16 protein-coding genes are annotated in these 21,782 nt (G+C 55.2%); 8 read left to right on the plus strand and 8 right to left on the minus strand.

The genetic code is table 11. From position 1 onward, the window contains the following. Positions 1-298 precede the first annotated feature (298 nt). Positions 299-2,062 carry a DUF262 domain-containing protein gene (locus HX778_RS01040; RefSeq protein ID WP_176981098.1) on the plus strand — a complete coding sequence of 588 codons (1,764 nt, stop codon included), beginning with the start codon at positions 299-301 and terminating at the stop codon, positions 2,060-2,062. A gap of 237 nt (positions 2,063-2,299) precedes the next feature. Here the strand turns inward: HX778_RS01040 and pepT are convergent, their stop codons facing one another. Then, a complete protein-coding gene (gene pepT, locus HX778_RS01045; protein ID WP_176981099.1) occupies positions 2,300-3,526 on the minus strand; it encodes a peptidase T in 1,227 nt (408 codons plus the stop codon). A gap of 284 nt (positions 3,527-3,810) precedes the next feature. On the opposite strand from pepT, the gene potA reads away from it, so the two are divergent. Genes potA through potD form a run of 4 tightly spaced genes read left to right on the plus strand, consistent with a single transcriptional unit; the run spans position 3,811 to position 7,619 of the window. Further along, the gene (gene potA, locus HX778_RS01050; protein ID WP_176981100.1) at positions 3,811-4,947 is read left to right on the plus strand and encodes a spermidine/putrescine ABC transporter ATP-binding protein PotA; all 1,137 of its coding nucleotides are present in this window, start codon (positions 3,811-3,813) and stop codon (positions 4,945-4,947) included. Continuing rightward, positions 4,931-5,788 carry a spermidine/putrescine ABC transporter permease PotB gene (gene potB / locus HX778_RS01055; protein ID WP_176981101.1) on the plus strand — a complete coding sequence of 286 codons (858 nt, stop codon included), beginning with the start codon at positions 4,931-4,933 and terminating at the stop codon, positions 5,786-5,788. The genes potA and potB overlap by 17 nt, the downstream gene beginning before the upstream one ends. Next, positions 5,785-6,576, plus strand: a complete 792-nt coding sequence (gene potC, locus HX778_RS01060; protein WP_176981102.1) for a spermidine/putrescine ABC transporter permease PotC — start codon at positions 5,785-5,787, stop codon at positions 6,574-6,576. Before potB ends, potC begins: the two co-directional genes overlap by 4 nt. Then, the gene (potD, locus tag HX778_RS01065; protein ID WP_176981103.1) at positions 6,573-7,619 is read left to right on the plus strand and encodes a spermidine/putrescine ABC transporter substrate-binding protein PotD; all 1,047 of its coding nucleotides are present in this window, start codon (positions 6,573-6,575) and stop codon (positions 7,617-7,619) included. Before potC ends, potD begins: the two co-directional genes overlap by 4 nt. Positions 7,620-7,799: 180 nt before the next feature. Here the strand turns inward: potD and cobB are convergent, their stop codons facing one another. The 5 genes from cobB to lolC are packed head-to-tail and all read right to left on the minus strand — an operon-like array spanning position 7,800 to position 12,702. Further along, positions 7,800-8,621 carry a Sir2 family NAD+-dependent deacetylase gene (gene cobB, locus HX778_RS01070; protein ID WP_038473565.1) on the minus strand — a complete coding sequence of 274 codons (822 nt, stop codon included), beginning with the start codon at positions 8,619-8,621 and terminating at the stop codon, positions 7,800-7,802. Positions 8,622-8,624: 3 nt separating this feature from the next. Further along, positions 8,625-9,536, minus strand: a complete 912-nt coding sequence (gene nagK, locus HX778_RS01075; protein ID WP_038473566.1) for an N-acetylglucosamine kinase — start codon at positions 9,534-9,536, stop codon at positions 8,625-8,627. 25 nt (positions 9,537-9,561) lie between these two features. Beyond that, entirely contained in the window at positions 9,562-10,806 is a 1,245-nt protein-coding gene (gene lolE, locus HX778_RS01080; RefSeq protein ID WP_038473568.1) for a lipoprotein-releasing ABC transporter permease subunit LolE, read from the minus strand. Continuing rightward, positions 10,806-11,510 carry a lipoprotein-releasing ABC transporter ATP-binding protein LolD gene (gene lolD, locus HX778_RS01085; RefSeq protein ID WP_038473571.1) on the minus strand — a complete coding sequence of 235 codons (705 nt, stop codon included), beginning with the start codon at positions 11,508-11,510 and terminating at the stop codon, positions 10,806-10,808. Before lolD ends, lolE begins: the two co-directional genes overlap by 1 nt. Continuing rightward, the gene (lolC, locus tag HX778_RS01090; protein WP_038473572.1) at positions 11,503-12,702 is read right to left on the minus strand and encodes a lipoprotein-releasing ABC transporter permease subunit LolC; all 1,200 of its coding nucleotides are present in this window, start codon (positions 12,700-12,702) and stop codon (positions 11,503-11,505) included. The genes lolD and lolC overlap by 8 nt, the downstream gene beginning before the upstream one ends. Positions 12,703-12,936: 234 nt before the next feature. Between lolC and HX778_RS01095 the strand changes: the two genes are divergently transcribed. Beyond that, positions 12,937-14,001 carry an acyltransferase family protein gene (locus tag HX778_RS01095; protein WP_038473574.1) on the plus strand — a complete coding sequence of 355 codons (1,065 nt, stop codon included), beginning with the start codon at positions 12,937-12,939 and terminating at the stop codon, positions 13,999-14,001. A gap of 41 nt (positions 14,002-14,042) precedes the next feature. On the opposite strand, the gene melB is transcribed toward HX778_RS01095, so the two are convergent. Next, positions 14,043-15,473 carry a melibiose:sodium transporter MelB gene (gene melB, locus HX778_RS01100; RefSeq protein ID WP_176981104.1) on the minus strand — a complete coding sequence of 477 codons (1,431 nt, stop codon included), beginning with the start codon at positions 15,471-15,473 and terminating at the stop codon, positions 14,043-14,045. Between the two features lie 81 nt (positions 15,474-15,554). Next, entirely contained in the window at positions 15,555-16,913 is a 1,359-nt protein-coding gene (locus HX778_RS01105; RefSeq protein WP_176981105.1) for an alpha-glucosidase/alpha-galactosidase, read from the minus strand. A gap of 248 nt (positions 16,914-17,161) precedes the next feature. On the opposite strand from HX778_RS01105, the gene melR reads away from it, so the two are divergent. After that, positions 17,162-18,088: a transcriptional regulator MelR gene (gene melR / locus HX778_RS01110; protein ID WP_176981123.1), complete on the plus strand. Its 927-nt coding sequence runs from the start codon at positions 17,162-17,164 to the stop codon at positions 18,086-18,088. 116 nt (positions 18,089-18,204) lie between these two features. Then, positions 18,205-21,651 carry a transcription-repair coupling factor gene (mfd, locus tag HX778_RS01115; protein ID WP_176981106.1) on the plus strand — a complete coding sequence of 1,149 codons (3,447 nt, stop codon included), beginning with the start codon at positions 18,205-18,207 and terminating at the stop codon, positions 21,649-21,651. Positions 21,652-21,782 lie beyond the last annotated feature (131 nt).

Genomic DNA, 21,782 nt, shown 5'->3' on the forward strand with positions numbered 1-21,782 from the left:
ACTTATGGTAAGTCAAGCCACGACAGGATAGCGGTCAAGGCAATGACAATTCAGTGCAATTTCCAAGACCAGTATGGTTTGAATCTTGCATAGCGAGATTTCGATGAGCACACATATCGACTTAAATGAAAACACAAAACCTTCACAATGGATACTTTTTTTTCGAAGAGATGAACTGACCTTTAAACATATCACAGAAGGCTCTTCCTAGAGGGGGGGTATATGTTGACTTAAATTAATAACACAGCATGCCTATGATAATATTTATTGTTAAACTTTACTTAAGAGAGTATTTTTGATGAGTGTAGAAAGCAAAAGTGTTCAGAATTTATTTTCGATGTATAAAAATGGGGATTTCATAGTAAATCGCAGGTACCAAAGGAAGCTTGTATGGTTAATGGAGGAAAAAGAGAAATTCATAAATTCATTGCTACATAACTACCCAATACCAATGGTATTAACATCTAGGTTTATAGATACTGAAAACAATGGATATGAGATACTAGATGGACTCCAAAGACTAAATGCAATTACATCGTTCATAGAAAATGAATTTGCTGTTAGTGGTAAGTTCTTTGATTTATCATCTACGGCACAAACCCTTGAGCTTCTCAAAAATGGATTAGTCCAACAAAAAAATCCTACTTTGAGCATAGAAGAGTGTTCTAACATATTGAACTATCCAGTGCCTATATCTGTAACTCAATATAAAGACAGTGAGTTTATTGATGAAACATTCCGAAGGATAAATACAGGCGGCAGGAAATTATCAAAACATGATATCCGCCAAGCTGGTGCTTTAGGTGAATTTCCAATTCTAGTTAGTAATATTGCATCATTTGTTAGAAGGGACAAATCAAGAACAAATTTGGTGAATCTTTCAAATATAAAATCAATAAGTATTAGTAATAAAAAAATGAACTATGGCATCAATATAAATGATGTTTTTTGGGTTAAAAATGGCATTATAAACCACGAAAACATTAGATGTTCAAGAGATGAAGAACTAGTTGCGTATTTATTAAGTTACATTCTCGACAAAGATAACTCATCTACATCATCTATCTACTTAGATAAAGTCTACGATACAAACTCAAGTGAAGCCGCATCTTTAACCACAAAAATAAATGCTTATGGTGTTGAAGAGTTAACCAATCGAGTTAAACATATATTCAATCAAATTGAAAAAGTATTTTCTCTGAACGCTAACACCCCATTCAATAAGCATTGCTACAAAGAAAAAGCTTTAAATTCAGCAATGACTTTTCAAATAATATTCCTGTCCTTTTACGAACTAATAATAAATGACAACATGGAAATAGCTAATTATAAAAAAATTCATGACTCATTACATCACTGCTATGATAAATTATTCAGCAAGACCTTGGAAGGCAATAGCAAATGGACAAACAAAGATAGGCAAACTCTAATAAGTGCACTGTCTGGGTTGTTGGTTAAAAACATGAAAAAATCAGGTGAGGAAAAGTTCCCTCATGGTAAAAAAGTTGAGAATTTAGAAGGTATACTGAACGAATCTTCAGTAGAGCAAACCTATTATGACTTTAAATCCGGATTAGTTCAAACTAGTCCACCCAAGAACTATATAAATACAAAAACCCTAAGTAAAATAGTCAAAACCCTAACAGCAATGATAAATACTTATGATCAAGAGTGCTCAGTACTAATTGGTGTTGCAGAATCAAAAGAAGGTGCAGAAAATCATAAGGCTGCATATGGTAATAATTATATAAAATATAGCAACTTCTACATTGTGGGCATTGCTGATGAGGCAGTAAAAAGCCACAAGTCAATAGATGCCTATCTAAACAAGATCATTTACTTAATAAAGAATGAACCCATTAGCGATGAGATGAAAAGACAATTGGTTGATAAGATTAAGCCATTCAACTACCACGGCAAGGAAGTATTAATAATTAATGCAGAGAGAACAAAAAAACCAGAGACTTATGACAAATCGCTTTACATCAGAGAAGGGTCAAATTTAGAACCAGTTGAGGTAGGAAGCGCTACTTTCTACTCATTGCTTGAAAAATTCAAGTAATATGCTAAATAGCCGCGCTGTAAAAGTGCAGCGTGGCTAATCCCTAATTCAACATTTAATGAAAAACCCGATATTTCAGTTGAGACTAGTACTGTTTTCAAGGAGGGGAGCAGTCGCCAACACATCCAGAAATTAGAAATATCAGGATATGTAGAAGATTTTTCATGCTGAATAAGTTCCTTTTTAAAAGGGGCGTCCTGCCCCTTCCCTTTCAATCACTCAAAGCAAAGCGCCTAATCATCCCGCCTTAGCCGTCAGCTCAGCAATACGCACAATCACCGCCACCGCCTTCTCCATCCCTTCCAGGGTCACGAACTCGTGCTTGCCGTGGTAGTTATAGCCGCCGGTGAACAGGTTCGGACACGGCAGGCCTTTGAAGGACAGCTGGGCGCCGTCGGTGCCGCCGCGGATCGGCTTCATGATGGGCTCGATGTCGCAGTCGCGCATCGCCTGCTGGGCGACTTCGACAATATAAGGATGCTCGGCCACCTTCTCGCGCATGTTGTAATAGCTGTCTTCTATTACCAGCTCGATATAGCAGTCCGGGTGCAGGCCTTTGCCGACCTTTTGGGCGATATCCATCATCCGGCGCTTGCGGGCTTCGAACTGCTCGCGGTCGAAGTCGCGAATGATGTAGTGCATTTCGGCCCGGTCGACGGAGCCTTTCATGGTGTTCAGGTGGTAGAAGCCCTCGTATCCTTCGGTGCATTCCGGGCTTTCGTCCGCCGGGACTTCGGCGTGGATGCGCGCCGCCAGCGACAGGGCGTTAACCATCACGCCTTTGGCCGTGCCGGGGTGCACGTTGTTGCCGACGATTTTGATGGTCACTGAAGCAGCGTTGAAGTTCTCGCTTTCCAGCTCGCCCACGCCGCCACCGTCCACGGTGTAGGCCCACTCGGCATTAAAGGCTTCGACATCGAAGAAGTGCGCGCCCTTCCCGACTTCCTCGTCCGGGGTGAAGGCCACTCGGATATCGCCGTGAGGCACGTTTTTGCCTTTTAATACCGCCAACGCGGTCATGATTTCCGCCACGCCCGCTTTGTCGTCCGCGCCCAGCAGGGTTTTGCCGTCGGTGGTGATCAGCGTCTGGCCCATTAACTGGTGCAATACGGGGAACATCACCGGGGAAAGGATCTCATCGCCGATGCCGAGCGCGATGTCGCCGCCGCGGTAGTTCTCGACGATCTGCGGGTTCACGTTTTTGCCGGTGAAGTCCGGCGCGGTATCAACGTGGGAGATAAAGCCAATGGCCGGGACAGCGTGCCCGACGTTCGACGGCAGCGTGCCCATCACCGTGCCGTGGTCGCTGAGCATGACGTCCACCAGCCCCAACTGCTCCAGTTGCTCTTTTAACAGGCGCAGGAGCTTCCATTGCCCTTCGGTGCTCGGCACCTGCTTAACGCCGGGCCTGGATTGCGTGTCCAGAGAGACATACTGCAAAAAGCGCTCAAGTAATTTATCCATTTAGCCACCCTCGTTTTTAGTGACATCAATTATCAATAAGCCGCAGAAGGCAAATATTGCGTCAGGTCACTTTTAGTCGGTAACGGAAAAAAATAGTTTTCCCGGAACGTGACAAAGCCTTCGTTAAACTTACCCTTAACCGTAGACGATAACGGCCAGGCTTTGTGGCCATCGGGATTGGCGATCCCCTCGCTTTGCCGTAGAATGCCTGCCCTTACTCAACGTGCCAAAACCCAAGGTGGTTAATCACAAACCCCGTATCCTCCGCTCCGGATACGTCATTTATGGGACAGCGTAAAAAATTGAATAAACAGCCACGTTCGCACGCCATGCTGGTCAACCTGGCAGGCGTCGCCAAGAGCTTTGATGGTAAATCTGTAATTTCTGACTTCTCTCTCACCATTAATCATGGTGAATTCCTGACGCTGCTTGGCCCCTCGGGCTGCGGCAAAACCACCGTACTGCGCCTTATTGCCGGACTCGAAAACGTCGATGCCGGGCACATCACGCTCGATAATCAGGACATCACCCACGTGCCCGCCGAGCACCGCCACGTGAATACCGTGTTCCAGAGCTACGCCCTTTTTCCGCACATGACGGTGTTTGAAAACGTCGCCTTTGGCCTGCGGATGCAGAAAACGCCTGCGGCAGAAATCACGCCGCGCGTGACCGAAGCGCTGAAAATGGTGCAGCTGGAAGAATTTGCCCAGCGCAAGCCGAGCCAGCTTTCCGGCGGCCAGCAGCAGCGTGTCGCCATCGCCCGCGCGGTGGTGAACAAGCCGCGCCTGCTGCTGCTCGACGAGTCGCTGTCGGCGCTGGACTACAAGCTGCGCAAGCAGATGCAGAACGAACTGAAAGCCCTGCAGCGCAAGCTCGGCATTACGTTTGTGTTCGTCACGCACGATCAGGAAGAAGCCCTCACCATGTCCGACCGCATCGTGGTGATGCGCGACGGCAGGATTGAGCAGGACGGCACGCCGCGAGAAATTTACGAAGAGCCAAAGAACCTGTTTGTGGCGAGCTTTATCGGCGAGATCAACATCTTCGACGCGACGGTTATCGAGCGCAGCGACGAGCAGCGCGTGCTGGCCAACGTCGAAGGCCGCGAGTGTCATATCTTCGTCAGCAAGCCGGTTACCGCCGGGCAAAGCCTGAAGGTGCTGCTGCGCCCGGAAGATTTGCGCGTGGAAGAGGTTAACGACGCCAGAGAAGTGGACGGGCTGATTGGCTACATTCGCGAGCGCAACTATAAAGGCATGACGCTGGAGTCCACCGTCGAGCTGGAAAACGGCAAGATGGTGATGGTCAGCGAGTTCTTTAACGAAGATGACCCGGACTTCGACCATACGCTTGATCAAAAAATGGCGGTGACCTGGGTAGAAAGCTGGGAGGTTGTGCTGGCAGATGAAACGCTCGCGTAAATTCCAGAATGTGGTAATTGCCACCGTGGTGGGCTGGCTGCTGCTGTTTGTCTTCCTGCCCAACCTGATGATCATCGTCACCAGCTTCCTGACTCGCGATAATGACAACTTCGTGAGCATGGTCTTCACGCTGGATAACTACACCCGGCTGGCCGACCCGCTGTATGCCGAGGTGCTGCTGCACTCGCTGAACATGGCGGCGATAGCCACGCTGGCCTGCCTGGTGCTCGGCTACCCTTTTGCCTGGTTTCTGGCGCGGCTGCCGGCAAAGGTGCGCCCGCTGCTGCTGTTCCTGCTGATTGTGCCGTTCTGGACCAACTCGCTGATCCGCATTTACGGGCTGAAGATTTTCCTCAGCACCAAGGGCTACCTTAACGAGTTCCTGCTCTGGCTCGGGCTTATCGATACGCCAATTCGCATTATGTTCACGCCCGGCGCGGTGATTATCGGCCTGGTGTATATCCTGCTGCCGTTTATGGTGATGCCGCTTTACTCCAGCATTGAGAAGCTGGACAAGCCGCTGCTGGAGGCGGCGCGGGATCTCGGTGCCAGCAAGCTGCAAACCTTTATCCGCATTATTCTGCCGCTGACCATGCCGGGGATTGTCGCCGGCTGCCTGCTGGTAATGCTGCCCGCGATGGGGCTGTTCTATGTGTCGGATCTGATGGGCGGCGCGAAGAACCTGCTGATTGGCAACGTGATTAAGAGCCAGTTCCTGAACATCCGCGACTGGCCGTTTGGCGCGGCGACGAGCATTACGCTGACGCTGGTGATGGGCCTGATGCTGCTGGTTTACTGGCGCGCGGCGCGCCTGCTGAATAAAAAGGTGGAACTGGAATGATCGGACGCCTGCTTCGCGGCGGCTTTATGTCCGCCATTTACGCTTTTTTATATATTCCGATCATCATCCTGATCGTGAATTCTTTCAACAGCTCGCGCTTCGGCATTAACTGGCAGGGGTTTACCACGAACTGGTACAGCCTGCTGATGAATAACGACAGCCTGCTGCAGGCCGCAAAGCATTCGCTGACGATGGCGGTGTTTTCCGCCAGCGCCGCCACGCTTATCGGCTCGCTTACCGCCGTGGCGCTGTACCGCTACCGCTTTCGCGGCAAGCCGTTCGTCAGCGGGATGCTGTTTGTGGTGATGATGTCCCCGGACATCGTGATGGCTATCTCGCTGCTGGTGCTGTTTATGCTGCTGGGGGTTTCCCTCGGCTTCTGGTCGCTGCTGTTTTCCCACATCACCTTCTGCCTGCCGTTTGTGGTGGTCACCGTCTATTCCCGCCTGAAAGGGTTCGACGTGAAGATGCTGGAAGCGGCGCGTGACCTGGGTGCCAGCGAGCTCACCATTCTGCGCAAGATTATTCTGCCGCTGGCGATGCCTGCCGTGGCGGCGGGCTGGCTGCTAAGCTTTACCCTGTCGATGGACGATGTGGTGGTATCTTCGTTCGTGACCGGGCCGAGCTATGAGATCCTGCCGCTAAAAATTTACTCGATGGTCAAGGTCGGCGTTTCGCCGGAAGTAAACGCCCTGGCCACCATTCTGCTGATGCTTTCGCTGGGGCTGGTGATCGCCAGCCAGCTGATTCTTCGTGATAAAACTCAACCTCAGGGGACGTTAAAATGAAAAAATGGCCACGCCACCTGCTTGCTGCGGGCGCTCTGGTGCTCAGCCTCGGCGCCGCTCATGCCGACGACAGCAAGACGCTTTATTTCTATAACTGGACCGAGTACGTGCCGCCGGGCCTGTTGGAACAGTTCACCAAAGAGACCGGCATCAAGGTGATTTATTCGACCTACGAGTCGAACGAAACCATGTACGCCAAGCTCAAGACCTACAAAGACGGCGCGTACGACCTCGTGGTGCCCTCCACCTACTTTGTGGCGAAGATGCGCAAAGAAGGCATGATCCAGAAGATCGACAAAAGCCAGCTCAGCAACTTTAAAAATCTCGACCCTGACATGCTGAACAAGCCGTTCGATCCGAACAACGACTACTCCATCCCGTATATCTGGGGCGCCACGGCGATTGGCGTGAACAGCGAAGCCATCGATCCGAAGAGCATCACCAGCTGGGCCGACCTGTGGAAGCCGGAGTATAAGCAAAGCCTGCTGCTGACCGACGACGCGCGCGAAGTGTTCCAGGTGGCGCTGCGCAAGCTTGGCCTGTCCGGCAACACTACCGACCCGAAAGAGATCGAGGCCGCTTACCACGAGCTGCAAAAGCTGATGCCCAACGTGGCGGCGTTCAACTCCGACAACCCGGCCAACCCGTATATGGAAGGCGAAGTAAACCTGGGCATGGTGTGGAACGGCTCGGCCTATGTGGCCCGCCAGGCCGGCACGCCGCTGGAGATCGTCTGGCCGAAGGAAGGCGGGATTTTCTGGATGGATAACCTGTCGATTCCGGCCAACGCCAAAAACGTCGACGGCGCGATGAAGCTGATCAACTTCCTGCTACGCCCGGACGTGGCGAAACAGGTCGCGGAAACCATCGGCTACCCGACGCCAAACCTCGCAGCCCGCAAGCTGCTGCCGAAGAACGTGGCGGAAGATAAGTCGTTGTACCCGGATGCGGAAGTGATTAAAGCCGGAGAATGGCAGAACGATGTGGGTGACGCGAGCGCGCTGTATGAGTCTTATTATCAGAGGTTGAAGGCGGGGCGATAGGTCTAACTTCGCCAACCCTCACCCCGGCCCTCTCCCTGGAAGGGAGAGGGGGAAAACAATTGATTTATGCTCGATTAAGTTCCCCTCCCCTTTGGTGATGCGGGGAAAACAACTGACTTGTGCTCGATCTAGTTCCCTCTCCCTTGTGGGGAGAGGGTTAGGGTGAGGGGCTCAGAAGAACTACAACCCCTTCAAAAGCTTATCCACAAACTCCGGCACCACCTGGCTCGCCAGCCCGTAATGCTTCTCTTCAAACTCGCTGCCGACCTGGCTTGGCTCCAGGTTCAGCTCCACGGTGTGTGCCCCCTGCAAACGCGCCTCGTGCACAAAGCCCGCTGCCGGGTATACGTGCCCGGAAGTGCCGATGGCAATGAAGTAATCCGCGGTGGCAATCGCCTGATAAATTTCGTCCATGCCCAGCGGCATTTCGCCGAACCAGACGATGTGCGGGCGCAGCGCGGCAGAGATCTGGCAGCAGTGGCAGCGGTCTTCCGGAGTAATATCGCCCGTCCAGTCCAGCACCTGGCCGCTGCTGGCGCAGCGAACCTTCAGTAACTCGCCGTGCATGTGGATGACGTTTTTACTGCCCGCGCGTTCGTGGAGGTTGTCGATGTTCTGGGTGATCAGCACGAAGTGGTCGCCGAGCGCCTCTTCCAGCTTCGCCAGCGCCAGGTGCGCGGCATTGGGCTGAATTTCCGGTTGCTGGAGCTGACGGCGGCGCTCGTTGTAAAACCTCTGCACCAGCGCCGGGTCGCGGGCAAAGCCTTCCGGCGTCGCCACGTCTTCTACGCGGTGCTCTTCCCACAGCCCGTCGGCGGCTCTGAAGGTGCGAATGCCTGACTCGGCGGAGATCCCCGCCCCGGTCAGTACGACCACTCTTGGTCTGTCCATCATTTCCGGCCCCAACCTGTCTCTGAAAAAGATACGCTGACGCAAACGTTGGCGCAGCAGGCGTTTGTTCTTCCGAAACCGGCTGAGCCGGTGTTGACGACGAGAAAGCATGACTTACTCCGTGTAGTGGAGGAATGCCGCGCCACGCATACCGCCTGCGTCACCGTGGCGCGCCTGTTCAATACGCGGCACTGCGGCAACCGGCAGCAGGTACTTCGGCAGGCGCTCCGGCAGTTGGGCGTAGATATCGCTAAAGTTAGACAATCCTCCGCCAATCACCACCAGATGCGGGTCGATTGAGGTCAATAAATTGCCGAGGCAGGCGGCCAGCAGCTCCAGGAAGCGGTCCACGTGCTCGATGGCCTGCTCGTCTCCCTGGCGGTAACGGGCAATAATTTCTTTCGCGTCCAGCGGCTCCTGGTAGAAGTGCTGCCACAGCCAGGCAAAGCCGCGCCCGGAGAGGTAGTTTTCGATACAGCCGTTTTTACCGCAGCCGCAGCGGGTGAAGGGAATGTCGCGCCCGAGGATTTCCAGCGCGTCCACCGGCAGGCGGGTATGGCCGAATTCGCCGGTGATGTAGCTGCGTCCGGTGACCGATTTGCCGTTGACGATGATGCCGCCGCCAACGCCGGTGCCGAGGATCAGGCCCATCACTACCGGGTAGTTAAGGAATTCGTCGTCCCAGGCTTCGGAAAGCGTAAAGCAGTTGGCGTCGTTGTCGATGCGCACGTCGCGCTCAAGCATGGCGCTGAGGTCTGCGCGAAGCGGTTTGCCGCTGGCGGCGGGAACGTTCGCGGCGTAAAGCGTGCCGTCGTCGGTTTCCGGCATGCCCGGAATGCCGATGCCTACCGAACCGCGGCAGTTAAACTTCTCGTCGGCCTGCGCCACCAGCCCGGCTACCGCGTTGAGGAAATTTTCGTAACTGTCATGAGGAGTAGCAACCCGGGCTTCCCAAAGTAAACGCCGCTGCTGGTCGTAAACGCCGAGTGCAATCTTAGTGCCGCCGATATCAAATCCGTAATACATCGCTGCTCCCAAAAGTTAATTAATATTATTGTCCGCTTAGCACCCTTGCCGGATCGATATTGCTTGCGCGTCGGGCCGGGTACCAGCTTGCCAGAAGGCTAAGGACCAGCGCCGTTACCAGGACGTAAACCACGTCCAGCCAGTGCAGCTCAGAAGGTAAGAAATCAATGAAATAAATATCACCGGACAGGAAATTGTGCCCGATGAGTTTTTCAATCACGCCGATGATGTTGGTCAGCTGCCATGAGGCAAGCACGCCGACCACCACACCGCTGACGCTGCCCAGCAGCCCGGCCAGCAGCCCGTACCAGACAAAAATAGCGCGGATCAGGCCGTCTTTGGCCCCCAGCGTACGCAGCACCGCGATGTCGCTGCTCTTGTCTTTCACCGCCATGACCAGCGTGGAAACGATGTTAAAGCAGGCAACGCCGATGACTAATACCATCGCCAGGTACATGATGGCGCGGATCATCTGGATGTCACGGTACATATAGCCGTAGGTGCCGATCCAGCTTGAAATATAGACGTAGGAATTGGTGGCTTCGCCCGCGTCATGCACCAGCTTTTGCGCATTAAAGACGTCGTCTACCTTGATGGAGATCCCGGTGACGCTGTTGCCCATATCCAGGTAACCCTGCGCATCCTGCATCGGCACCATCGCCAGGCTGTGGTCAAGCTGGCCGCTGAGCGCCAGAATACCTGCCACCTGAAGACGCACGCGCTTAGGCTGCATCAGCTTGGTGCCGCCGTCATTGTTGGGGATCATGATAGACACCCAGTCGCCCTGCTTCACCTTGAGCGCGTCCGCAACGCCTTTGCCCATGATGATTTGCTGCTGCCCGGCCTTGAAGTTTGCCCAGGCATTGTTCTGGACGTATTGCGGCAAGGCGCTCAGGCGAGTTTCCTGAGCCGGGTCAACGCCCTTTACTTCTACTGCACGCAGGTTCGCCCCGCTCTCCACCAGCCCGGTAAAGCTGATATACGGCGCGGCGGCCAGGATACCTTTTACTTTTTCAACTTTAGGCAGCACGTCCTGCCAGTTGGTAAACGGCTGGTTGACCGGCTTGATATCGCCGTGAGGCACCACGGCAAGAATGCGGTTTTTCAGCTCGCGCTCGAAGCCGTTCATCGCGCTCAGGCCGACAATCAGCACCGCCACGCCCAGCGCGATGCCGAGCGTGGAGATAACCGAAATCAGCGAAACCATGCCGCTGCGGCGACGCCCGCGGCTAAAACGCAGGCCAATCAATAAAGAAAGCGGGGAAGCCATTACTGCGCTCCCATCAAGGTCAGCTCGTGGGTCAGGCGGCCATCGCGCATTTCCAGCTGGCGGGACATACGCTTCGCCAGCTGCAGGTCATGGGTGACGACGAGGAAAGCTGTGCCCTGGCGCACGTTCAGCTCGCCCAACAGCTCGAAAATACTGTCGGCGTTGCGCGCATCCAGGTTACCGGTTGGCTCGTCCGCCAGCACCAGGCGCGGGTTATTCACCAGCGCACGGGCAATCGCCACGCGCTGACGTTCACCGCCGGACAGTTCAGAAGGTCGGTGGCTGCTGCGGTGATCCAGCCCAACGGCGGCCAGCATCTCCAGCGCGCGCTGCTGAACTTCTTCCGGCTTTTTCTTGCCGATAAGCAGCGGCATCGCGACGTTTTCCAGCGCGGTGAAATCCGGCAGCAGATGGTGGAACTGATAAATAAAGCCCAGCTCGCGGTTACGCAATTCCGCCTTCGCCGCCGACGAGAGTTTGCTCATCGCCTGGCCGTTGAATACCACGTCGCCGGAGGTGGGCGTGTCCAGCCCGCCCAGCAGATGCAGCAAGGTACTTTTGCCGGAGCCGGAGCTGCCGACGATCGCCATCAGTTCGCCCGCATTGATGCTGAAGCTGACATCGTGCAGCACATCCGTTTGCACCTTGCCTTCCTGATAGCGTTTGCACAGGTTGTCACACTGCAACAGGACAGAATTACTCATAACGTAAAGCCTCAGCGGGTTGGGTCGCGGCGGCGCGCCACGAAGGGTAAAGCGTGGACAGCAGAGCAATGGCCATCGCCACAATGGCAATTACCACAACCTGTAACGGCTCGATAGCCACCGGCAGTGCCGCGCCATCGAGCAGAATACCGATTACCGGCATTAAATTATTCAGCTGGCTGGCAAGCAGCGCCCCGAGCAAGGCCCCGAGCAAGGCGCCAATCACGCCCGCGCCCGCGCCCTGAACCATAAACACCGCCATTATCTGGCGGCGGGTCAGCCCCTGGGTTTGCAGAATCGCCACTTCGCCCTGTTTTTCCATCACCAGCAGGCCAAGCGAGGTAATGATGTTAAACGCGGCGACGGCGACGATCAGGCTCAGCAGCAGGCCCATCATGTTTTTCTCCATGCGCACGGCCTGGAACAGCTCGCCTTTACGCTCGCGCCAGTCTTTCCATTCGGTGCCCTGCGGCAGCGTTTGCTGGCTCAGCACGTCGACTTTGAGCGGCTCGGCAAGCCACAGGCGCCAGCCGGTGATATTCCCCGCCGGGTAGCGCATCAGGCGCGAAGCATCCTGCTGGTTAACCAGCATCTGGTAGCCGTCGACTTCACTGCTTGCCGCAAAGGTGCCAATCACGGTGAACAGACGCTGGCTCGGCAAACGCCCCATCGGCGTGAACTGGCTGGCGGATGGCACCATGATACGGATAGTTTCACCGCGCTTAACGCCCAGTGAACCGGCAAGCTGCTCGCCGAGAATGACGTTGTACTTGCCGGCCACCAGGTCGGCCTGCTTGACGTTGACCAGGAACGGAGAAAGCGGGTCTTTTTCGTCCGGCTCAACGCCCAGCATCACGCCCACGCCCACGCTGCGGGCGCTTTGCAGCACCACGTCACCGGTGGTCAGCGGCGCAATACGCGTCACGCCCTGAAGCTTCAGGGAATCGGCGGGAAGTTGTTGAGGATTGATGGAGCCGGACGGCGAGGTGATCAACGCCTGCGGCATCAGCCCCAGGATGTTGTTTTGCAGCTCGCGCTCGAAGCCATTCATTACCGAAAGGACCGTGACCAGCGCCATAACCCCGAGGGTGATGCCAATCGTCGACAGCCAGGAGACGAAGCGGCCGAAGCGGTCCGCTGCTCGCCCACGCATGTAGCGCAGGCCTATAAATAACGCGACAGGTTGATACATGAAGTCCGTCTTGTTGCGGGTTGCCTAAGCAAAGATCCTGGAAGTATACGACACCTCCCCGGCCAAATGAATTCCATCGCCTAAATTATTCCCGTTACTTCTCAAGTGCCTGCAACTTTTCCTAAATTTACCAAATCAGCGCCAAAAACAGACAATTGAGGTCGTGATCGCCTCGATTTAACACCAGGATAACAGGCCAATCTTTACTGGAGCCCGTAACGACGTGGATATGGCATGAAGAAAAAGCAACTCTGGATCAACCAAATCAAAGGATTATGCATTTGCCTGGTGGTTATCTACCATTCGGTGATTACGTTCTACCCTCACCTCACCGCCCTCGGGCCAGGCCTGAATCAGTACGTAGCCAAGCTGTGGGTTTACCTCAATCTCTACCTCGCCCCCTTCCGTATGCCGGTGTTTTTCTTTATTTCCGGTTACCTGATAACCCGCTATATCCATGAGGTCAGGTGGCGAGACAGCGTGGATAAACGGCTGTGGAGCATTTTCTACGTGCTGCTGCTGTGGGGCCTGATTCAGTGGGTCGCGCTCACACACCTCAACCAGTGGCTGGCGCCAGATCTCGAGCGCAACCCGGCGTCTAACGCCGCCTACGCCGACTCGCTCGGGCAGTTCGCTATCAGTATGGCGAAGGCCAGCACCAGCCTGTGGTATCTCTATGCCCTGCTGGTCTACTTCGTGATATTTAAAGCGCTGCGCCGCTACCGCATTCCCGTCCTGATGGTGCTGATGGGGATCAACGTGGTCATCGCCTTTGCGCCGTTGCCCTGGTGGGGGCTGAACAGCGTGGTGCGCAATATGGTGTATTACGGTCTGGGCGCGTGGTTTGGCCCTTTGCTGATGGCCTGGATGAAGGACTTCCGCTTTTCGCAACACCCGTTTAGCTGCGCCGCCGTAGCCGTGGGATCGCTGGCACTTTATTTTGTGAACGTGCCGCTGGTGATTTCTCTGGTGTCGATCGTGGCTATCCTGCGCGTGTTCTACCTGCTGAACGGCTGGCGCGAAGCACGAGAAGACGGCTTCCTTAACGTTGTCGGCTCCAACACCATCGCCATCTATACTACGCACCGCATTTTGATTGAGGCGTTGAGTCTCGTCATGCTGGCTAAAATCAATGCCGGTGATTTTTCCGACTCGCTGGTGCTGGCGATTCTGCTGGTCTATCCGTTTGTCAGCCTCGGCATTTGTACGCTGGTTGGCCTCGGCTTCCGCAAACTTTCCGTGGCGCTGTTCGGCGACCTGTTTTTCTCGCCTCCCGCCCAAATCGCCGCCCGTTCCTGAGTATCATGGCAGCCTGCTTCGGCGGGTTGCTTTTTCATGGATTAAGCCTGGGCATCGCGAGTAACGGCTATCGGTATTGCCGATGTGTCCTGCTGCGCAGCGGGTTGCGGCACTTTGCGATATTTATCCAACAGGTGAATTTGAATTTTGCGAAGCCGATCGCCGTTCAAGCGATAGAAGCGGAAATAGAGCACCAGGGTGATGGCAAAGAACACTGTCGGCAGCGCAATCATGATGAACTGCATCCCGAGAATGGTTTCGGCAGACTGGGCGACGTTAGGTACATAGCCAATCACGCCAAGCACTACCGCGATAAAGAAGGCCGAAAACGCCGAACCCCCCTTTACCACCATCGTCTGCACCGCATAGGCAATACTTTCACAGCGCACGTTAAACTTGTACTCGCCGTAATCAACGGTATCAGCCACCATAATCACCTGTAGCACCCAGAACAGCGCGGTACCGACGTTAAGGAATACGCCTGCAAGGCAGATAACCAGAACATTGGCAGAGCCAGCCAGCGCCATCAGCAGCAGCACGCCACCGCTGACTATCGGCAGAACCGAAGCCCCAGCCCACAGGATTCGGCGGGACAGCGTTTTCGCCAGCCGCGGGAACAGTACCAGAGTGATCAGGTTCGCCGCCCCGGCATACGAGAGATAGTACGGGAACAGATCCGCGTTGCCGACAACATAGGTGAAATAGTAAATGGCAAAGCCGGTAATGACATTGGACGCAACGTTGTAGGCCAGCGCCATCCCCAGCAGGCACGAAAGCTGGTCATTTTTGTAGATCAGGGCGAGAATCGATTTCAGCGACAGCCGGCTACTGTCCGCCGTGGCCTCGCTGTCTGACGAGTACACCTCATGGACATTACGCAGCGTGACAATTGTTGAGCTGATGAAGAAGGCGATCAGTACCAGCGTGAACATCTGAAAACCAAATCCACGGTCCGCACCGCCCACAGCGTTCACGAACGGCAGCGTCACCCCGGCGGTCACGAACCCGGCCAGGCTCGCAAAAAAGCGAGGAAACGGCACCAGCTGTTCGCGTTCGTGTTTATCGAGGGTTATGGTTGGCACCAACGACCAAAATGGAATGTCCATCAGGGTATAGGTCGTGCCCCACAGAATGTAGGTGACACAGACAAACACCACCTGCGTCGTGCCTTCAAAAAGATGGGCGCTGAACAATAAAAACAGCACCAGCGAGTTCGTCAGCGTACCGAGAAGGATCCACGGCTTAAATTTACCCCACCGCGAACGCGTGGCGTTAACAATCCAGCCCATCACCGGGTCATTAAACGCGTTCCAGACTTTTGCCACCAAAAACAGCGTTCCCACCACGCCCATAGATAAACCCACGACATCGGTGTAATAGTACATCAGGTACATGTAGACGATACCAATGGCGAAATCCTTACCAAACGCACCGAATCCGTAACTGAGCTTTGTTGTCAGAGAGATGCTCATAGGGTACCGGGTCGCTGTTACCAGCGCCCGCCTTCTGTTATTAGAGAGGTAAACGCCGGAACTGATGCCCGGCGTCGTTTTTTATTCGCGGTGCAGCCAGGCTGGCAGCCAGTCGCCGTGAGCGGCAATCAGGTCATCCACCAGCGCATAAATCTCCTCAATACCCAGAACGGCAGCGGTATGCGGGTCCAGCATTGCCGCATGGTAAACACGGTCACGGTTTTCGGTCAGAATGGCCTCGGTCAACAGCATCTGCACGTTGATGTTGGTTTGCATCATGGCAGCCAGATGCGATGGAATAGCCCCGACTTTGGTGGGTTGAATACCGTTGGCATCCACCAGGCAGGCCACCTCAACGCAGCTCCCCTGCGGCAAATTATCAATCAGCCCGTCGTTACGGACGTTGCCGTAAATCACGCTGGGTTCGCCTGTCCAGATGGCATTCATAATGGTGCTGGCGTACTCGCGCGATGGCTGAATATCAATACGCTCCGCTGTTTTGTACTCTTCCAGCTCTTTATGCCAGTTGGCAAGCTGTTCAACGCAGCGTTTCGGGTACTCATCCAGCGGCACTTTATAGCGTTCAATCAGATCTTCACGCCCCGGCTTGATAAACCACGGGGTATATTCTGCAAAGTGCTCTGACGATTCAGTGACAAAATAGCCCAGCTTTTTAAACATCTCATAGCGCACAATATTCTGGCAGCGCGTATTACCATGAATATTCGGTTTCGGTGCCTGGCCTGCTTCATAGGCCGCGAGCAACGCCGGATAGAGGCTGACGTAATGCCCCTCAGCAGTTTTGCGCTCCAGCTCCAGATAGAACGCCATATGGTTAATCCCGGCGCTGCGGTAGCGCAGCGTGGCGGGGTCAATGTTCAGGTCGCGCGCCAGCTCTTCCGCCGTGCCCTGCACCGAATGGCAGAGTCCCACTTGCTTAATATGCGGGTAGCGGGCATACATTGCCCAGGTGTTCATCGCCATCGGGTTAACGTAGTTAAGCATCGTCGCGTTCGGGCACACTTCGGTCATATCGTCGCAAATCTGCCACAGGTGCGGGATGGTGCGCAGGGCGCGCATAATGCCACCAGGGCCAAGAGTATCGGCGATCGTTTGCTCCAGCCCATGGCGCTTGCAAACCTCAAAATCGGTGACGGTGCAAGGTTCGTAGCCGCCAATCTGAAAAGCGACCACCACAAAGTCCGCCCCTTGCAACGCGGCTTTGCGATCGGTGTGGCAGGTGATATGGCCGGAAGCCGCGGCGGAATCCATCAGTTTACGCACCACGATGTGTGACTCTTCCAGCCGCGTCTCGTCAATATCCATCAGCGCAATGTGCGCCGATTTGAGCGCCTCACGATGAAAAACATCGCCCAGGATATTTTTGACGAAAATAGTCGAACCTGCGCCGATAAAGGTAATTTTTGGTGGTGTCATCATGACTCTCCAGAACAGTAGTTAACGTTTTCATCGTGGCACGCATACCCGGCAAAAACCTCCATCTTCCCTAATGAGCATTCCCGGAAACTCAGATCTGATGTCGTTCACAACACGATCTGAGCTTTTGGGAGTAAATAGGCTGAAAAGCAGAGTATCCGGCCTGTTAACCAGGCTACTATCTGGTGAAGAGGCGTAGGCTGAATCCGTACTGATGGCATGATTCTGATAATTCAGGAAATGGAGTGACGATGATCGATGAGCCAATTACCTTTCTGCCGCCTGACCCGCATATGTGCAATGGCGATGAGAAGCAGACTCGCAGTCCGCTGTCACTCTATTCTGAATATCAGCGTATGGATATTGAGCTGCGTCGACCGCACGCCATGGCCGCCAGCCACTGGCACGGCCAGGTGGAGGTTAACGTGCCGTTTGATGGCGACGTGGAATATCTGATCAACAACGAAGTGGTGCAGATCAAACAGGGCCATATCACGATGTTTTGGGCCTGTACGCCGCATCAGTTGACGCGCCCGGGCAACTGCCGACAAATGGCGATTTTGAGCCTGCCGATGCACCTGTTTCTCTCCTGGCCACTGGATCGCGAACTCATTAACCACGTGACTCACGGCATGGTGGTGAAATCACTCGAGACTCATCAGCTGAGCAGCTTCGAAGTCCTGCGCTGGCAGCAGGAGGCCAACAGCCCGAACGAGCAGATACGCCAACTGGTAATTGATGAAATTGGCCTGATGCTTAAACGCTTTAGCCTTTCGGGATGGCGGCCAATCTTGCTCAACAAAACCTCGCGTACGCACAAGAACAGCGTCTCGCGCCACGCACAATTCTACGTCAGCCAGATGCTGGGCTTCATTGCCGATAATTACGATAAGGCGCTGACCATTAACGACGTCGCGGATCACGTTAAACTCAACGCCAACTATGCGATGGGAATTTTCCAGCGCGTCATGCAGCTCACGTTAAAACAATACATTACGGTGATGCGCGTTAATCACGTACGCGCTCTGCTCAGCGACACCGACAAAACAATTCTCGACGTGGCGATGACGGCAGGCTTCCGGTCCAGCAGCCGATTTTACAGCACGTTCAGCCGCTACGTCGGGATGTCACCCCAGCAGTACCGCAAGCTCAGCCAGCAGAAACGACAAATGCTCTGAACCGCATCTATCGTCATTTTCAGCGGTTGCACTCCCGCCACCATCACGGATAATAAGTAGAGCAAATTTATATTATTACCGTGAGAACACGGTTTTCTGGAGAACGCGCGCTGACTATGCCTGAACATGTCCGTTACGACCTACCGAGTAAACCAGGTGAACAACGCCTGCTGGGCGAGCTGACCGGTTCGGCCTGCGCCACCGAAGTGGCTGAAATCGTTGAACGCCATAGCGGCCCGGTGGTACTGATTGCCCCGGACATGCAGAACGCGCTGCGCCTGCACGATGAAATCACCCAGTTCACCGACAACCTGGTTGTTAATCTCGCCGACTGGGAAACGCTGCCTTACGACAGCTTCTCGCCGCATCAGGAAATCATCTCGTCGCGCCTGTCCACGCTTTACCAGTTGCCGACTATGCAGCGCGGCGTGCTGATCATGCCGGTGAATACGCTGATGCAGCGCGTTTGCCCGCATAGCTACCTGCACGGCCACGCGCTGGTGATGAAAAAAGGCCAGCGCCTGTCGCGGGATAACCTGCGTGCGCAGCTGGAACAGGCGGGCTACCGCAGCGTCGATCAGGTGATGGAGCACGGCGAGTTTGCCACCCGTGGCGCCTTGCTTGACCTTTATCCGATGGGCAGCAGCCAGCCGTACCGCATCGATTTCTTTGACGATGAAATCGACAGCCTGCGCGTCTTCGACGTGGACTCCCAGCGTACGCTGGAAGAGGTTGACGCCATCAACCTGCTGCCGGCCCATGAATTCCCGACCGACAAAAACGCGATTGAGCTGTTCCGCAGCCAGTGGCGCGACAGGTTCGACGTGAAGCGTGACGCCGAACATATCTATCAGCAGGTCAGTAAAGGCACGCTGCCTGCCGGGATCGAATACTGGCAGCCGCTGTTCTTCAGCGAACCGCTGCCGACGCTGTTTAGCTATTTCCCGGCCAACACGCTGCTGGTGAATACCGGCGATCTTGAGGCCAGCGCGGAGCGCTTCTGGCTGGATGCTCACGCCCGCTTCGAAAACCGCGGCGTGGACCCGATGCGCCCTCTTCTGCCGCCGGAAGATCTGTGGCTGAAAACCGACTCGCTGTTTAGCCAGCTAAAAGCCTGGCCTCGCGTGCAGCTCAAAACGGATTCGCTGGCGAAGAAAGCCGCCAACGTGAACCTGGGTTACCAGGCGCTGCCGGACCTGGCCATTCAGGCGCAGCAAAAAGCCCCGCTGGACAGCCTGCGTAAGTTCCTCGAGTCCTTTACCGGGCCGGTGATTTTCTCGGTCGAAAGCGAAGGCCGCCGCGAAGCTTTGGGCGAACTGCTCGGGCGCATTAAAGTCGCGCCAAAACGCATTTACCGCCTGGAAGAAGCCGAAAGCAACGGCCGCTATCTGACGATCGGCGCCAGCGAGCACGGCTTTATCGATACCCTGCGTAACCGGGCGCTTATCTGCGAAAGCGACCTGCTGGGCGAACGCGTCAGCCGTCGTCGCCAGGACAGCCGCCGCACGATTAACCCGGACACGCTGATTCGCAACCTCGCGGAACTGCATGCTGGCCAGCCGGTGGTTCACCTTGAGCACGGCGTGGGCCGCTACGCCGGGCTGACCACCCTGGAAGCCGGGGGCATTACCGCCGAATACCTGATGCTGACCTACGCGGGCGACGCCAAACTCTACGTCCCGGTTTCGTCCTTGCATCTTATCAGCCGTTACGCCGGCGGGGCCGACGACAACGCGCCGCTGCATAAGCTCGGCAGCGATGCCTGGTCCCGTGCCCGTCAGAAGGCGGCGGAGAAAGTGCGCGATGTCGCCGCCGAACTGCTTGATATCTATGCGATGCGTGCCGCCAAAGAGGGCTTTGCCTTTAAGCACGACCGCGAGCAGTACCAGCTGTTCTGCGACAGCTTCCCGTTTGAAACCACGCCGGATCAGGCCCAGGCTATCAACGCCGTGCTGAGCGACATGTGTCGCCCGCTGGCAATGGACAGGCTGGTGTGTGGCGACGTCGGCTTCGGCAAAACAGAAGTGGCGATGCGCGCCGCGTTCCTGGCGGTGGAGAACAACAAGCAGGTGGCGGTCCTGGTACCGACGACGCTGCTGGCTCAGCAGCACTACGATAACTTCCGCGACCGCTTCGCCAACTGGCCGGTGCGCATTGAGATGCTCTCCCGCTTCCGCAGCGCCAAAGAACAGACGCAAATTCTGGAACAGGCAAGCGAAGGGAAAATCGACATTCTGATCGGCACCCACAAGCTGCTGCAGGCCGACGTGAAATGGCGCGACCTGGGGCTGCTTATCGTCGACGAAGAGCACCGCTTCGGCGTGCGCCACAAAGAGCGCATTAAAGCCATGCGTGCCGACGTGGATATCCTGACGCTGACCGCAACGCCAATTCCGCGCACCCTGAATATGGCGATGAGCGGCATGCGCGACCTGTCGATTATTGCCACGCCACCGGCTCGCCGCCTGGCGGTGAAAACCTTCGTGCGCGAATACGACAGCCTGGTGGTGCGCGAGGCTATCCTGCGTGAAGTGCTGCGCGGCGGCCAGGTTTACTACCTCTTCAACGACGTCGAAAACATCCAGAAAGCCGCCGACAAGCTGGCCGAGTTGGTGCCAGAGGCTCGCATTGCCATCGGCCACGGCCAGATGCGCGAGCGCGAGCTGGAGCGGGTGATGAACGACTTCCACCACCAGCGTTTTAACGTGCTGGTGTGTACCACCATCATCGAAACCGGGATCGACATTCCGACCGCCAACACCATCATCATCGAGCGGGCCGACCACTTTGGCCTCGCCCAGCTGCACCAGCTCCGTGGCCGCGTCGGGCGCTCGCACCACCAGGCCTATGCCTGGCTGCTGACGCCGCATCCAAAATCTATGACCACCGACGCGCAAAAACGCCTGGAGGCCATTGCCTCGCTGGAGGATTTAGGCGCCGGGTTCGCGTTAGCCACCCACGACCTGGAAATTCGTGGCGCGGGCGAGCTGCTGGGCGAAGATCAGAGCGGGCAAATGGAAACCATCGGCTTCTCGCTGTACATGGAGCTGCTGGAAAACGCCGTTGACGCGCTGAAAGAAGGCCGCGAGCCGTCGCTGGAAGATCTCACCAACAGCCAGACGGAAGTCGAGCTGCGTATGCCTGCCCTGCTGCCGGATGATTTCATTCCTGACGTGAATACCCGCCTGTCGTTCTACAAGCGTATTGCCAGCGCGAAGGGCGAACACGAGCTGGACGAGCTGAAAGTGGAGCTTATCGACCGCTTCGGGATCTTGCCTGACCCGGCCCGCAATCTGCTGGACATCGCCGCGCTGCGCCAGCAGGCCCAGAAGCTTGGCGTGCGTAAGATTGAGGGCAATGAAAAAGGCGGCACCATAGAGTTCGCGGAGAAAAACCACGTCGATCCGGTGTGGCTGATTGGCCTGCTGCAGAAGCAGCCGCAGCATTACCGCCTTGACGGGCCTACCCGACTGAAGTTCTTCCAGGAGCTTGAGGACAGAAAAACGCGCATGGAATGGGTGCGCAACTTTATGAACAGCCTGGCGGAAAACGCCGCGGCCTGATACCTCTGCGCCTTACCGCCCGGTAAGGCGCAACTTTCTGTGACATTTACACATTCTTTGCAATCCCCAGGACTTCCCGACACGCGAGTCGCCGATAATTGGCGTTTGTCTGCCTAAGAAATTAGCCATTA

Source organism: Cedecea sp. P7760, from assembly GCF_013386425.1.
Taxonomy (GTDB): domain Bacteria; phylum Pseudomonadota; class Gammaproteobacteria; order Enterobacterales; family Enterobacteriaceae; genus Cedecea; species Cedecea selenatireducens.